The 14,163-nt window shown below is 56.7% G+C and carries 13 protein-coding genes; 9 read left to right on the top strand and 4 right to left on the bottom strand.

Features of this window, described 5'->3' with window-relative positions; all coding sequences use genetic code 11:
• Positions 1 to 9 precede the first annotated feature (9 nt).
• From QUE89_RS03695 to QUE89_RS03655, 9 genes are all read left to right on the top strand, one after another.
• The gene (locus tag QUE89_RS03695; protein ID WP_286221893.1) at positions 10 to 1,398 is read left to right on the top strand and encodes a sigma-54-dependent transcriptional regulator; all 1,389 of its coding nucleotides are present in this window, start codon (positions 10 to 12) and stop codon (positions 1,396 to 1,398) included.
• A gap of 122 nt (positions 1,399 to 1,520) precedes the next feature.
• Positions 1,521 to 2,093 carry a GspH/FimT family pseudopilin gene (locus tag QUE89_RS03690; RefSeq protein ID WP_286221892.1) on the top strand — a complete coding sequence of 191 codons (573 nt, stop codon included), beginning with the start codon at positions 1,521 to 1,523 and terminating at the stop codon, positions 2,091 to 2,093.
• A 166-nt stretch (positions 2,094 to 2,259) separates the two neighbouring features.
• Complete coding sequence (locus QUE89_RS03685; protein WP_286221891.1) at positions 2,260 to 2,745, top strand: GspH/FimT family pseudopilin; 486 nt, start codon at positions 2,260 to 2,262, stop codon at positions 2,743 to 2,745.
• Positions 2,742 to 3,230 (top strand): type IV pilus modification protein PilV, encoded by a 489-nt coding sequence (gene pilV, locus QUE89_RS03680; RefSeq protein ID WP_286221890.1) that lies wholly within the window; start codon positions 2,742 to 2,744, stop codon positions 3,228 to 3,230. Before QUE89_RS03685 ends, pilV begins: the two co-directional genes overlap by 4 nt.
• A complete protein-coding gene (locus QUE89_RS03675) occupies positions 3,227 to 4,363 on the top strand; it encodes a PilW family protein (protein ID WP_286221889.1) in 1,137 nt (378 codons plus the stop codon). Before pilV ends, QUE89_RS03675 begins: the two co-directional genes overlap by 4 nt.
• 14 nt (positions 4,364 to 4,377) lie before the next feature.
• Positions 4,378 to 4,860, top strand: a complete 483-nt coding sequence (locus tag QUE89_RS03670; protein ID WP_286221888.1) for a pilus assembly PilX family protein — start codon at positions 4,378 to 4,380, stop codon at positions 4,858 to 4,860.
• Positions 4,861 to 5,171: 311 nt separating this feature from the next.
• The gene (locus QUE89_RS03665; RefSeq protein ID WP_286221887.1) at positions 5,172 to 8,414 is read left to right on the top strand and encodes a pilus assembly protein; all 3,243 of its coding nucleotides are present in this window, start codon (positions 5,172 to 5,174) and stop codon (positions 8,412 to 8,414) included.
• Positions 8,415 to 8,450: 36 nt separating this feature from the next.
• Complete coding sequence (locus QUE89_RS03660; protein ID WP_286221886.1) at positions 8,451 to 8,819, top strand: hypothetical protein; 369 nt, start codon at positions 8,451 to 8,453, stop codon at positions 8,817 to 8,819.
• Between the two features lie 39 nt (positions 8,820 to 8,858).
• Positions 8,859 to 9,305 (top strand): type IV pilin protein, encoded by a 447-nt coding sequence (locus QUE89_RS03655; RefSeq protein ID WP_286221885.1) that lies wholly within the window; start codon positions 8,859 to 8,861, stop codon positions 9,303 to 9,305.
• 27 nt (positions 9,306 to 9,332) lie between these two features.
• Here the strand turns inward: QUE89_RS03655 and ispH are convergent, their stop codons facing one another.
• The 4 genes from ispH to ileS are packed head-to-tail and all read right to left on the bottom strand — an operon-like array spanning position 9,333 to position 14,134.
• Positions 9,333 to 10,286, bottom strand: a complete 954-nt coding sequence (gene ispH / locus QUE89_RS03650; protein WP_286221884.1) for a 4-hydroxy-3-methylbut-2-enyl diphosphate reductase — start codon at positions 10,284 to 10,286, stop codon at positions 9,333 to 9,335.
• A gap of 46 nt (positions 10,287 to 10,332) precedes the next feature.
• Positions 10,333 to 10,785, bottom strand: coding sequence for an FKBP-type peptidyl-prolyl cis-trans isomerase (gene fkpB / locus QUE89_RS03645; RefSeq protein ID WP_286221883.1), 453 nt, complete (start codon positions 10,783 to 10,785; stop codon positions 10,333 to 10,335).
• Positions 10,786 to 10,790: 5 nt separating this feature from the next.
• Entirely contained in the window at positions 10,791 to 11,315 is a 525-nt protein-coding gene (lspA, locus tag QUE89_RS03640) for a signal peptidase II (RefSeq protein ID WP_286221882.1), read from the bottom strand.
• A complete protein-coding gene (gene ileS, locus QUE89_RS03635; protein ID WP_286221881.1) occupies positions 11,315 to 14,134 on the bottom strand; it encodes an isoleucine--tRNA ligase in 2,820 nt (939 codons plus the stop codon). The genes lspA and ileS overlap by 1 nt, the downstream gene beginning before the upstream one ends.
• Positions 14,135 to 14,163: the final 29 nt, after the last annotated feature.

The following is a 14,163-nucleotide window of genomic DNA, read 5'->3' as shown; positions in this document are numbered from 1 at the left end:
CACTCGACGATGACCACTCACACCGCGCTGATTGTTGACGACGAACCAGACATTCGGGACCTGCTGGAAATCACCCTGACCCGCATGGGTATCAAGGCACAGACCGCTTCGGACCTGACCAGCGCCCGAAAACTGCTGGACGAACACAGCTTTCATCTTTGCCTGACGGACATGAACCTCCCGGACGGCAATGGCATAGAACTGGTGCAGTGGATTCAGCAGCACGCGCCCGCCACCCCGGTTGCGGTGATCACCGCCTACGGCAACATGGATACGGCCATTCAGTCTCTGAAAGCCGGGGCATTCGACTTCGTATCCAAGCCGGTGGAACTACCCCGCCTACGGGAATTGGTAAACAGCGCCCTGCGACTGTCGCAGCCGAAACCAGAACAGGATGACGCCTCCGATGAGCCTGGCTTGCTGCTGGGCAACTCGCCGCAGATCAAGACACTGCGTAACCAGACCCGCAAGCTGGCCCGAAGCCAGGCGCCCGTGTTCATCAGCGGCGAATCTGGCAGTGGTAAAGAACTGGTCGCCAGGATGATTCATCTGCAGGGGCCGCGGCGAGAAGGGCCTTTCATTGCGGTCAACTGTGGCGCAATCCCATCAGAGCTGATGGAGAGCGAGTTTTTTGGGCACAAGAAAGGTAGTTTTACCGGCGCGGTGGAAAACAAAGACGGCCTGTTCCGCTCGGCCAGCGGCGGCACTCTATTCCTGGACGAAGTTGCGGACCTTCCATTGGCAATGCAGGTTAAGCTGCTGCGCGCCATTCAGGAGAAAGCCGTGCGTCCGGTCGGGGACACCCGTGAAATTCCAGTCGACATTCGAGTTCTCAGCGCCACCCACAAGAATTTGCCGGAGCTTGTGCAGGAAGGCAGCTTTCGCCAAGATCTGTTTTATCGCATCAACGTGATTGAGCTTGGTGTTCCCCCTCTTAGGGAAAGGGCTGCAGATATTGAGCTTCTCGGGTCACACATACTTGAACGCATTGCCCGTGAGTATGAGTGTCAGCCAGCCCTCCTCACGCCTGAGGCAGTCAGCCTGCTGCAGGATTACGATTTCCCGGGCAACGTACGAGAACTTGAGAACATTCTGGAGCGCGCCTACACACTGTGCGACGCAGACCGGATCGGACCAGAAGATCTGCATCTCGGTAATGGCGGCCAGCACTCCACGGCACCCAAAGACTCAGCTCCCGATACAGATTCGACAGGACCGGAAACCATTACCACGCCGGACGGGGAAATTGATCTGGAAAGCTACCTGGAAAGCATTGAGCGCCAAACCATAGAGAAAGCACTAGAAGCCACCCGCTGGAATAAAACTGCCGCTGCCAAGCGGCTGGGAATCAGCTTCCGGGCCCTGCGTTATCGGCTGAAAAAGCTCGACATGGAGTGACTCCGGTCTCAGATTTCGCCATCTCCCATCCCCAGCATGGCCTCGGTTAAGTACACTGATCAAATCGGTCATCACAGGATGTGATGCCGCATTACTTTCCTAACCAACAAGGATGTTGGAACATGCCTACCCGAAAAGCGCTTATGGGCTTCACGCTCATTGAGCTATTGTTTACTGTCGTTTTGCTTGCACTGCTGGCCGGAATGGCAAGTATGTCCTGGAGCACCCTGATCGGATCCAGTAAGCATCGGCAGATGATCAACGATTTGCGACTCGTGTTCGCAGTCGCCCGTTCCTACGCAACGGATAAACGCGGACTCACCACTGTGTGCCCGTTATCAGCGTCACAGAGATGCATCGATGACTGGTCTCTCCCGATCGCGGTATTCACCGACAAGAATAACGACAAGCGCCCGGACAACGGAAAGATCCTTCGCCTCTTCAAACCAGTTCCAGAAAAATCCACGCTGTATTCCCGAACTGCCGGCCGAGGCTACTTTCAGCTGGCGCCGGACGGAATGAGTCGGGGTACAATGGGCAGCCTGGTCGCTTGCACCTCAATACCTGGCTCGGCCACGCAGATGAGTTATGTGGCCCTGAACATTGGCGGTCGTCTGCGGGTGCTGAGTGACGCCAATGGCGACGGGGAAATCAAACTGCCCTGGGGTCCAGTACTGACCTGTCCTACGCTCTAACACTCAGCTCTGATCTCTTGGGATCGGCCCAGTGATGTGACGAAAATCACAGGCTTCGACGCTGCGTACCGTTCATGCCCAATCATCGACCGCTTATCGTTCTCAGGATGCGTGACTTATGAAGCTCTGCTTCACTAGAGTCAGGAAAAGAATAGCGGGATAAGGCATGTTGAAGAATTCCTCGGGTTTTACCCTAATTGAATTACTGGTCACTACCTTGATTCTTGTAATCATTGCGACCGTGGCCGTTCCTGGATTCGGCAATCTGATCGGTGAGAATCGCCTGACCACCGGGACCAACCTATTGATGTCGTCCATTCGCATGGCCCGGGCCGAGGCCATTAAACGCGGCACCACTGTTACATTCAGTACCGATGGAGGGATGGAGTCCGGCTGGTGCGTACACGAAGGTGATGATGCTGGTGATTGTGCCAATAATCAGATTCGCGGTTTTGAAGGTCCGGGAAATCTAACGTACACCGCATCGGCTGCTGACCTGATGTTTGACCGACGCGGTTTTTTGGTTCCACAGGTCGGACAATCGTTCACGGTGGCGCCGAATGGTTGCGCCACCGGTGGCCGCCTCCTGACGATCAACGTGAGCCCGGTTGGGCGAACAGAGATTGATCCTGACATCGGAGCCTGCCCATGATCTACAACTCACTTCGACTGCCTGGCAGAAAAAGCCAGATGACTCTCCCGGCAAGTCAAACGGGCATCGGACTCATAGAGATCCTGATTGCCGTACTCGTCCTGGGCATCGGGATTCTTGGAGTCGCCTCGACCCAGGTCGTCTCCATGCAAATGAACTCGCAGTCTCAGAACCGGAGCCAGGCTGTGCTTTTGGCAGAGGACCTTTTTGACCGGATCCGGGCGAACCCGGCAAACCCGGCAGGTTATGCCTTGGCCGCCGGCGCCGCACAAGGCGGCAACAATGGCGACTGCGCAACAGGATTCGTGCCCGGAAACGGCAACGTCACCGACGACGACATCGCATCGTGGCAGAACAGTCTTACTTGTCTGCTTCCGGCAGCCCAACGCACCGTAGCGGTCAATGGCAATGTCGTGACCATAACGATCGACTGGGATCAAAACGACGCTAACGCCACCCCGGTTGTAGTGAGGACTCAGATTTGAAACTGCAAGATTCCAACAATATTTCGTCTATCGAGCAGTCAGTGCCCAAACGGCAGATCGGGCTGTCTTTGATCGAACTCTTGATCGCCATGGCGCTCGGCCTCCTGCTGACGCTGGGTGTCACCCAAATCTATCTTAGCGGCGATGACAGCTACAGGCAGACTCAGGGACTTTCCTACGCGCAGGAAAGTACCCGATTCGTAGCCTCTATCCTGAAACCGGACATCCGCTCTGCCGGGAGTTTCGGTTGCCTTGCGGAAATGGGCAGGCCTCTGGACCAGGTTGTTGATAACCGACTAAATGCCGGCCCCGTGGTTCCGGCGGCTCAGGCAGTGCAGGGCTGGGAATTCAATAACACCGGCCCAGGCGACAATGTCACGCTTGCCGCGGCATTGGCGACGCCTGGAGCGGGAAACTGGAGTTCAGGTACGGCAGGCGCGGCACTACCCGCAGCCCTCACCGGGGCCGTCGTGGCCAACTCGGACGTTGTCATTGTCAATGCTTTATCGGCGATTAACGTACCAATGAATGCAGGCAATCCACAGAATGGCAACAGCCTGAATCTGACCGACGGAACCGGATTACCCGCAGGACGGGTAATTCTGGCAACCGCCGAGGACTGCTCCGAAGGCGAGCTATTCCAAAAGTCAAACAATGCGAACGCCAGCTCCATCACAATGGCGGGCGGTAACACGAACCCGGGAAACAATGGCAATAATTTCAATCTCACCTACGGCCCCCAGACCCGGGTTTACGAATTTATCTCTACAGCCTTCTATATTGGCCAGGGCACCAACGGTGAACCCGCACTATTCCGCCGCCTGATGACACCGCTTCAGCCGCCTCAGGAACTGGTTTCCGGTGTCGAAACCCTACAGATTCTTTATGGCGTCGATACGGGCGGCACCTCAGCCGCGGACACCTATGTTGCGGCCGATCAGGTAAATAATTGGCAAGAAGTGGTCAGCGTTCGCTTTTCAGTGATGACGCGTAGCCAGGATGAAGTGCTCGACGAGCCCAACACTCGCAATTTCGACATGTTGGGTAGCCAATTTGCCCAGGCGAACAACTCTGCTGACGGCAGAGTGAGAGTTGTGTCAGTGGCAACCACCGCCGTGCGGGCCAGGATGTAGGCAGGAATCTGATAATGATTAACGTAAAAAATCCTATGACCAATCAACGCGGCGCAACCCTCATCGTTGCCCTGGTAATGCTCCTGCTCATATCACTACTGGCGATGGGCGGCATGCAGAGCTCCATTCTGCAAGAGCGAATGGCCAGCAATGCTCATGATGGCTCTATCGCGTTTCAGGCATCAGAAGCGGCCTTGCGCCAGGCAGAAACCGATCTGCTTAACACCCTCGCAACCCGGCAAGCCGCCTCCGGCACCGCCCGGCTAGCGTCCCCATGGGACTGGGACGGCGTCGCTCCGGCACCATCGGGAACGGGAAACGTTGGCACACAGGTTAGCGCGGAACCCCAGTTTCACCAGGCGCGCCTGGCCGACATCTGCCCTATTGATCCAACTGAACCCTGTTTTGAGCGTTTTCTGGTGACCTCCCGAGGCGTGGGCGGCAGCCCCGACGCCTTGGCCGTCATCCAGTCCACAGTTCTTCTGCCCCCGGAATAAATCTGGCGGGCCAGTATCACTGAAACACGAAACGACTACCGATTCGCACTCTCCCATCAGGAGGAGATCAGATGAAACATAAAAGCAAAAACCACAAGCCAGGGTTCAGAGACACCCTTTGCAGGCTGAGCAGAACCAAGCCAGCCCAGAGAGCCGGACATGCCCTTCTGGCATTCGCCCTCTCAACGGCAACCTTTCAATCGGCACTGGCAGATGTAAACCTCGCTACCGCCCCAATATTTCTGAAAGAGTCCGTTGATGCTAACCTGCTTTTCATTTTCGATGACTCGGGGTCCATGGGCCGAGAGTATATGCCCGACAGCGTCAGTAGTGATTTAGACCTGTTCATTGATGACGACGGCCCGCTCCGCTACTGGGACGGTGACGAGTTCCGGAACATCAATACCGGCCGGCGTTGGTACTTCAGTAACCGGGTCAACAAGGTCTATTACGATCCGACTATCACTTACCTGCCGCCATTCAAACCCGACGGTTCCGGCCGTCACCCGAACTCCGATTTCTCCAATGCTTGGCGAAACGGCTACAACACGGGTAGCGGAACGGTAAACCTCAACAACCGTTACCGCACCTCACGCTTCGACTATCGCAACGGTGCATTCTTTTACCGCTTCGATTCCACTGCTGACTGCGAAGCGGATCCCGAAGACAACGATTGTTACACGCTGGTTTTCCTTTCCAATGAGAGTGCCGAACAACAGCAAAACTTCGCTAACTGGTATTCCTACTACAGCCTGAGGGTCTATGCCTCCCGGGCAGGTATCTCTGAAGCCTTTTTCGACCTCCCCCAGAATATTCGAGTAGGGTACGGAGCCATCAACGAAGACAACAACAGCATTGATGGCGTAACTACAGATACTCTCATTAGTGGTGTTCGGCCGTTCAATGCGGCCCGTAGAGAGCAATTCCTGAGCTGGCTTCAGTCGAAATCCGTATCGGGCGGTACGCCACTTCGGCCCGCCCTGGAAGACGCGGGCGAATACTACTCCCGAACCGATAACTCGGGCCCCTGGGGTAACACTCCGGGCACCAACGACAACAGTTCGCATGTGGAATGTCGCCCCAGTTACACCATCATGATGACGGATGGTATCTGGAACGGTAATAACCCGGGCATTGGTAACGTAGACAACACACCAGGCCCGTCGCACACCAACCCCAAACCCGAAGGTGATGACTTTAACTACCAGTCGGTTTCGCCATTTGCAGACGGGCACTCGGATACGTTGGCCGATATGGCCATGAAATACTGGAAAACCGATTTGCGCCCCAATCTTGAGGACCGGGTTCCAACCGCAGGCATCGATGAAGCCTTCTGGCAGCATATGACCACCTTCACCATCGGCCTTGGTGTTGAGGGTGCCGTCAGTGAGGCAGATGCATTCGCCGCCATTGAGAATGGCAACACGATCAACTGGCCTCAGCCCTCAGCAAATGCCGGTTCGCCCAACATCGACGATTTGCTGCACGCTGCGGTGAACGGTCGAGGTGGCTTTGCCAGTGCGCAGAACCCGGATGAATTCTCGCGGGAAATTGCTGGCTTCCTCGATACGGTAATTGCCCGTTCCGAAACATCAGCATCCGCTGCTGCTGTCAGCTCTGCGGTTCTTCGGACGGATTCAGCCGGATTCTTCGCTGGATTCCGGAGTGAGGACTGGTCTGGAACCCTGACCGGCTTCAGCTTCACCTCCGGCCAGGAAATTTGGGACGCGGAAGAAACCCTTCGCGACACCACGCCGGCAAACCGAAACATCCTTACTCACAACGGTACCAGCGCCGTCGAGCTAAAGGATATTAACGATCTGTCTGCCAACCAGGAGAACGCTCTAAACGCTGACCCTGAAAATCCAGGCGATTTCGATAACCTTGGGACCAACCGGATTGCCTGGATAAGGGGCGAAGCCAATGCCCACAGCAGCTTCCGGGATCGCGACTTCACCAACGAAGACGGCACCACGGTTCGCCGCTTGCTCGGCGACATCATCAACGCCAACCCACTGTTCGTGAGCAACTCAAACTACGGGTTCTCAAGACTGCCGGGCGACGCTGGCACTAAATATGCGACTTATCGCTCGACATCTGACTATCAAAATCGGACCAAAGCTCTTTTTGTTGCTTCAAATGACGGCATGCTTCATGCCTTCGATAGCGATAATGGTGACGAGCTGTTTGCCTACATGCCAGGCGAATTGTTAACGCCAGCTGCAGGTTCAAGTTATGCCCAGGTTTCATCGCTGATGTCGTCTAATTATGACCATCGATATTTCGTCGACGGTTCTCCAAAGGCCCTTGATGCCTATATCAATACGGATGGCACCACCAAGTGGCGTACCGTGCTGCTAGGAAGCATGGGAGCCGGCGGCCAAACCGTTTTTGCGATCGATGTCACCGACCCTACAGTCGTCGATGAGGATAAGGTGCTCTGGGAGTTCACCCACCCCGATCTCGGGTTTGGTGTCACCGACCCTGAGATCGCCCGTCTTCCAAATGGCGAGTGGGCTGCAATTTTCGGCAACGGTTACAACGGCAATGACGAAAAGGCCAGCCTGTTTGTGGTACGACTCTCTGACGGTACCCTGCTGAAGCAGTTTGAAACCGGCGCAGGAAGCTCCGCCAGTCCAAATGGCCTGGCAGCGCCAGTTTTGACAAACTTCCCAGACCGAGGCGCGATCACTCAGTACGTCTATGCGGGCGATCTGCTCGGCAATCTCTGGCGCTTTGACCTGCTCGCCAAAAACCCGAGCAATTGGTCTCTGGAGAAAGTTTTCACGGCACAGGATCCGGACGGCAACGCTCAGCCGATCACCGTATCACCACGGCTGACCATCAACCCTTCTAATCTGGACGAGCTCATCCTGACCATTGGTACCGGGAGCTTTAACCGGAATGGTGATGACACCACGGATCAGGTCCAAACACTCTACGCAATCACCGACGACCTTCAGCAGGTCAATCTGACTCGTAGCGATCTTCTGGAGCAGACAATCACCCGACAAGACGAGGTCACGGTTGCGCGTGCTGACGGTTCCGGAGACAACGAATTTGGCATTCGGAAAACCTCCAGCAACAAGCTCACAAATGAGCAGGGCTGGTACCTGGACTTGATTTACAACGGTAACAAGACCGGTGAACGGGTCATCAGTCGGGCCAGCTATCCGTTTGGAATTTTTCCGGACCGCGTCCGCTTCAGCACGCTGATCCCCGATCCGGACCCCTGCGGCAGCGGTCGTCGCGGCTACATCATGGATCTCCAGATTGTTTCTGGAGAAGCGCCTGAAGATCCTGTTTTTGATTTGGATAGCGATGGTGAATTTGGCAAAGGCGACCTAATAGGCGGCGGTGGAACCGACTACGCACCGAGTGGCATCACTGTCGCCCTCGATGGCGCTGAGATTCGCACAATCACTCAGGGCAAGGCGGAAGCATTCATCACGGATCCGACGCAGATCAACAAAGATGATCCTTGTAAGGATGCCGTCTGTGGGAAGACCCTGGATAACAGCATTGGCCGTCAAACCTGGGAGCAGCTCCGCTAGGAGCTGCCTTACTCCCACGAACGCAGGAAATTTCACATGAGACAACTCATTAGAAAATCGCTCCATGGTACCGCTCTGGCAGTAGTACTGGGAATGACAGCGGTTGGCACCACCGGTTTCGCCCAGGCTGAAAACTCGCTGGATGATGTCCAGGTTCAGGGTACCTTCGACACTGCTGCCCCTACAAAATATCTGGGTACGGTTGATCGTATTCCATCGGGCAGCCGAACACTGATCATTGACGACACGTTGCTTACGATCGACAACGTGGTTTTGGTCAACGGTCAGAGCTGGTCACGTGAACGCCTTGCAGGGTACCTGGAAGAAGGCATGCAGGTGAGCTTCGAGCTCAAGCAAGGCCCGTCTGGCCGGTTCCCCCTCATTATTTCAATCAATGTGCGTTAGTGACCTGAAAGGTTTGCGCCAGGCAGTAAAGGAAAGCGAATGGGTACATTAATCAAACCGACGGCCAGAACACTGGCTCCAAGGATGAATAACAACGGCGGTTTCACGCTTCTCGAGCTGGTCATTGCCGTTGCGATCATTGGGATTATCGTTGTGGTGGCCTTCCCGGCCTATCAAAATCAGGTTGAAGATACGCGCCGACGGACTGCCCAAGCTGATCTTTTGGAACTCGCTCAGTGGCTTGAGCGGCGCTATTCCAACGGCTTCGATTACAGGAATGCAGGTAACAATCCGGCATTACCATTCACCCAGTCGCCTCAGGACGGCACTGCGTTCTATAACCTCAGTTTCACTGCCGCTATCGGTCGGGATACATACACCCTGCAGGCCGTTCCCACAGGTGCCCAAGCCGGCGATGACTGCGGGACTTTGACACTGGATGAGCAAGGTAACCGGGGCGCGGCACTTGCGGCGGGCTGCTGGTAACTGACAATAAACTGCGGTTGTGTTCGCTCAGTCGAGCTCAACCGCATCTATTCTCAATTCCTTGGGCATAGAAAACACGATATTTTCTTCACGCCCCGCTACTTCTTGCGGAACACTCCCTCCGAGCTCACGCAAGCGTTCGATCACCTCATTTACCAATACCTCAGGCGCAGAGGCCCCAGCCGTAACGCCCACAGCCGTCTTGCCATCCAGCCACGCCGGCTCAATCTGTGCCGCCTCATCAATGAGGTAGGCCGGTGTGCCCATACGTTCCGCCAGCTCGCGCAGGCGGTTGGAGTTGGAGCTGTTCGGAGAGCCAACCACCAGCATCAAGTCACAATCACCCGCCAGCTGCTTTACCGCATCCTGTCGGTTCTGAGTGGCGTAGCAGATGTCGTCCTTGCGCGGGCCTTCAATCTGCGGGAATTTTGCGCGCAGGGAATCGATGACCCGAGCGGTGTCATCCATGGAAAGCGTCGTCTGGGTAACGTAGGAAAGACGGCTGGCGTCTTTTACCTTCAGCTTGGCAACATCCGCCTCGTCTTCCACCAGGTAGATATCACCGCCGTTGCTGTGATCATACTGCCCCATGGTGCCTTCCACCTCGGGGTGGCCATGGTGACCGATCAGGATGCACTCGCGGCCGTCCCGGCTGTAGCGCATCACTTCCATGTGGACCTTGGTTACCAGTGGACAGGTGGCGTCGAAGACTTTCAGGCCACGACGGGCGGCTTCATTCTGAACGGCCTGGGATACGCCGTGAGCGCTGAAAATCACCAGTTTGTCATCCGGCACCTCGTCCAGCTCGTCCACGAAGACGGCGCCGCGATTACGCAGGTTATCCACCACGAACTTGTTGTGGACCACTTCGTGGCGTACGTAAATGGGTGCTCCGAACACATCGAGGGCACGATTGACGATTTCGATGGCGCGGTCCACGCCGGCGCAAAAGCCACGTGGGTTGGCGAGTCGGATCTGCATGCTGGGTTCCCGCTGGTAAAGAATGTGCCGTGTCGACGTCAGTGCGTCAGTGCGTCGGTTTCGCCGGTTCGACGTCGATGATTTCCACTTCAAAGGTCAGTGTACGCCCCGCCAGCGGATGGTTGAAGTCCACTTCGACTTCGTCTCCCTCGACACGGCTGACCACACCCGGCAGTTCGCTCTGGCGGGCATCCGCGAAGGAAATCATCACGCCAGGCTCAAGCACCATATCGGCGCTGAACTCGTGGCGCTTGAAGGTTTGCAGGTTGTTCGGGTTGTGCTGACCGAAGGCCTTCTCGGGCGGCACTTCGTAACTAGCGCGCTCCCCTGTCTTCATCCCCAACAAGTAAGCTTCAAAATTTTCCGGCAGGTTATCATCGCCGATTTCCAGCGTGGCCGGCTCTTTTTCGAAGGTGGAATCAATTACTTCCCCGTCCGTGAACTTCAGGGCAAAGTGCAGTTTGACGCGGGTTCCCTTGTCTACGGGCAATTCTTTCATGAGCGTTAGTCACTCCTGTCGGCATCGCCGCCAGAGTTGGCCGGCGAGCGAAACGTATCGATGATCATCATGGCGGCACCGACGGTAATCGCCGTGTCCGCCAGGTTGAAGGCGGGGAAGTGCCAGTCCTGCCAGTAGAAGTGCAGGAAATCGACAACGTAGCCATGAACCACACGGTCATAGACATTGCCGAGGGCGCCGCCAAGAATCAGTACGATGGCAATGGCGGTCCAGGTTTCATGGCGCTGTAGTTTTCGCAACCAGATAACCAGCACACAGCTCACCACCAGCGCCAGGGCCACAAAGAACCAGCGCTGCCAACCGGCAGCCTGCGCCAGGAAGCTGAAGGCCGCGCCGGTGTTGTGCAGCAATGTCAGATTGAACATCGGCACAACCGGTACCGGATTGCCATAAGTCAGCATGGCGGTAGCCAGGGCTTTGGTACCCAGGTCGAGCACTATCACCAGCACCGCCAGCCACAGCCATTTCATTTTCGAGCCGGTATCCACTTCCGCCATCACAGAGCCCATCAGGCGAACGCGCGGGCTTCGCCTGGCCCTTCCAGATTGGTCACACAGCGACCACAGAGATCGGTGTATTGGGTATTGGAACCGACGTCCTCACGGTGGTGCCAGCAGCGCTCACACTTGGCGTGCGCGGCCGGTGTTACCGCAACCCGCAGCCCTTCGCAGGCTGTCAGCTCGGCTTCGCCGGCTTCTGAAGCCGGCTTCACGATAGCCTCGGAAGTAATCAGGACAAAGCGCAGTTCGTCGCCAAGGTGCTTCAGATTAGCGGCCAGATCGCCTTCGCAGAACAGAGTCACTTCCGCGCTCAACGAGCCCTTGATTTCACCACGGGCACGGGCGTCTTCGAGGCACTTGTTGACCGCCTCTTTCACGCTGAAGATTTCGCGCCAGTACTCACGGCCCAGCTCCGCGGTTTCCGGCAGTTCTATGAGACCGTCGTACCAGGTCTCATAGAACACCGTGTCACCACGCTTGCCCGGCAGGTGCTGCCAGATTTCGTCGGCGGTGAAGCTCAGAATCGGCGCAATCCAACGCACCAGCGCCTCGGCTACGTGATAGAGCGCGGTCTGGCAGGAGCGTCGTGTCAGGCTGTCTGCCGGTGTGGTGTACTGACGGTCCTTGATGATGTCCAGATAGAAACCACCCAGAGTCGACTCGCAGAAGTTGTAAACTTTCTGGTAGATGCGCAGGAACGCGTAGTTCTGGTAGTCCTCTTGCAGCTCGTTCTGGAGCCGCAAAGCCCGATCCACCATCCAGCGGTCCAGCGCAATCATGTCTTCCGGCGCAACGGTGTGCTGTTCGGGATCGAAGCCACTGAGGTTGCTGAGCAGGAAGCGTGAGGTGTTGCGAATCCGGCGATAGCCATCGGCAGTCTGACGCAGGATATCCTTGGACACCGTCATCTCACCGCTGTAATCGGTCGCAGCAACCCACAACCGCAGGATATCGGCACCCAGTTCGTTCATGACTTCCTGGGGCGCGATGACGTTACCCAGCGACTTGGACATCTTGTGTCCCTTGCCGTCCACGGTAAACCCGTGGGTCAGCACCTGGCGATACGGCGCCTCGCCGTTCATGGCGATGGAAGTTTTCAGGGACGACTGGAACCAGCCGCGATGCTGATCCGATCCTTCCAGGTAGATGTCCGCCGGGAACTGGCCCAGCTCGTCCCGAACCCGCAGGACGGAATCGTGAGTTACCCCGGAATCAAACCAGACGTCCAGCGTGTCAGTGACCTTGTCATACTGGTCGGCGTCGTCACCCAGCAGAGACTTGGTTTCGATGTCGTACCAGGCATCAATGCCATCCACTTCGATGTGCTTGGCCACCTTCTCGATCAGTGCCTGGGTATCCGGGTGCAGCTCCTGGGTTTCCTTATGGATAAACAGGGTGATCGGCACGCCCCAGGTACGCTGGCGCGAGATACACCAGTCCGGGGATTGCTGGAACATGGCTTCAATACGATTCTGGCCCCAGGACGGCACCCAGCGCACGCCCTTGATAGCCTCAAGCGCGTCGGCCCGAAGATTCTGCTTATCCATGCTAATAAACCACTGCGGTGTGGCGCGGTAGATCAGCGGTGTCTTGGTGCGCCAGCAATGCGGGTAGCTGTGCCGGAACTTCTCGGAGCGCACCAGCTTGCCTTCGCGCGTAAGGGCGGCGCAGACCGGTTCATCGGCTTTATAGACGTGCACGCCCGCCAGTTCGCCGGCGGCACTGGTGTAGGTACCGTCGGCCTGAACCAGATTGATGGTGCCGATGTTGTAGGCCTTACCCACTTCAAAGTCTTCCATACCGTGGTCGGGCGCGGTGTGCACCGCACCGGTACCTGCTTCGGTAGACACGTGGTCACCCAGGATGACCGGCACTTGCTTGTCGTAGAACGGATGCTGCAGTGCCAGGTGCTCGAGTTCGGAACCGGTACAGGTGCCCAGCACCTCGTACTGCCCGACTTCCCAGCGACTCATCACGCCCTCAACCATATCGGCGGACAGAATCAGACGCTCCTGCCCCTGGCCTAGATCAGCCTGGACCAGTGCGTACTGAAGCTCGGCGTTGAGCGACACGGCCTGGTTGGCGGGAATGGTCCAAGGCGTGGTAGTCCAGATCACGACAGAGACATCACCCTCACCGCTGTCTGTTCCGAACGGCGCCAGAGCCTTACCTTGATCCACAGCAGTGAAACGCACATCGATCTGGGTGGACGTCTTGTCCTGGTACTCGACCTCGGCCTCTGCCAGTGCGGACTGACCCACCACACTCCAGTAGACCGGCTTGAAACCGCGTATCAGATGCCCCTTGGCAACAATCTTACCGAGGGCACGGACAATGCCCGCTTCCACCTTTGGATCCATGGTCAGGTAGGGCTTGTCCCACTCCCCCATGACACCCAGGCGAATGAAATCAGCCTTCTGGCCTTCAATCTGTTTGGCCGCATAGTCACGACAGGCCTGGCGGAAGGTTTTGTAATCCACCTTCACGCCGGCCTTGCCGATTTCCTGCTCGACCTTATGTTCGATCGGCAGGCCATGGCAGTCCCAGCCCGGCACATAGGGGGCGTCATAACCCATGAAGCCCTGGGACTTCACGATCATGTCTTTCAGAATCTTGTTGACCGCATGACCAATGTGAATGCTGCCGTTGGCGTAAGGAGGGCCGTCATGAAGAACGAACTTTTCCCGCCCTTCGCGCTGCTTGCGCAGGTTGCCGTAGACATCCAGATCCTGCCAGCGTTTGAGCATTTCCGGCTCACGCTTGGCCAGGTTGCCGCGCATGGGAAAGGCGGTTTCCGGCAGATTCAGGGTATGCTTATAGTCGCTCATGGTCTGTGTGCGTGCTCTTTTGGTCAGTT

The sequence above is a fragment of the Marinobacter sp. LA51 genome, assembly GCF_030297175.1.
Lineage (GTDB): Bacteria > Pseudomonadota > Gammaproteobacteria > Pseudomonadales > Oleiphilaceae > Marinobacter > Marinobacter apostichopi.
The sequence above is the reverse complement of the archived record's forward strand: the minus strand, read 5'-3'. Positions and strand labels throughout refer to the sequence as shown.

Excerpts from the sequence above, each read along its gene's own strand:
- QUE89_RS03695 (WP_286221893.1), top strand. The coding sequence starts at position 10 with ATGACCACTCACACCGCGCTGATTGTTGACGACGAACCAGACATTCGG.
- QUE89_RS03690 (WP_286221892.1), top strand. The coding sequence starts at position 1,521 with ATGCCTACCCGAAAAGCGCTTATGGGCTTCACGCTCATTGAGCTATTG.
- QUE89_RS03685 (WP_286221891.1), top strand. The coding sequence starts at position 2,260 with ATGTTGAAGAATTCCTCGGGTTTTACCCTAATTGAATTACTGGTCACT.
- pilV (WP_286221890.1), top strand. The coding sequence starts at position 2,742 with ATGATCTACAACTCACTTCGACTGCCTGGCAGAAAAAGCCAGATGACT.
- QUE89_RS03670 (WP_286221888.1), top strand. The coding sequence starts at position 4,378 with ATGATTAACGTAAAAAATCCTATGACCAATCAACGCGGCGCAACCCTC.
- QUE89_RS03665 (WP_286221887.1), top strand. The coding sequence starts at position 5,172 with ATGCCCGACAGCGTCAGTAGTGATTTAGACCTGTTCATTGATGACGAC.
- QUE89_RS03660 (WP_286221886.1), top strand. The coding sequence starts at position 8,451 with ATGAGACAACTCATTAGAAAATCGCTCCATGGTACCGCTCTGGCAGTA.
- QUE89_RS03655 (WP_286221885.1), top strand. The coding sequence starts at position 8,859 with ATGGGTACATTAATCAAACCGACGGCCAGAACACTGGCTCCAAGGATG.
- ispH (WP_286221884.1), bottom strand. The coding sequence starts at position 10,286 with ATGCAGATCCGACTCGCCAACCCACGTGGCTTTTGCGCCGGCGTGGAC.
- fkpB (WP_286221883.1), bottom strand. The coding sequence starts at position 10,785 with ATGAAAGAATTGCCCGTAGACAAGGGAACCCGCGTCAAACTGCACTTT.
- lspA (WP_286221882.1), bottom strand. The coding sequence starts at position 11,315 with ATGGGCTCTGTGATGGCGGAAGTGGATACCGGCTCGAAAATGAAATGG.
- ileS (WP_286221881.1), bottom strand. The coding sequence starts at position 14,134 with ATGAGCGACTATAAGCATACCCTGAATCTGCCGGAAACCGCCTTTCCC.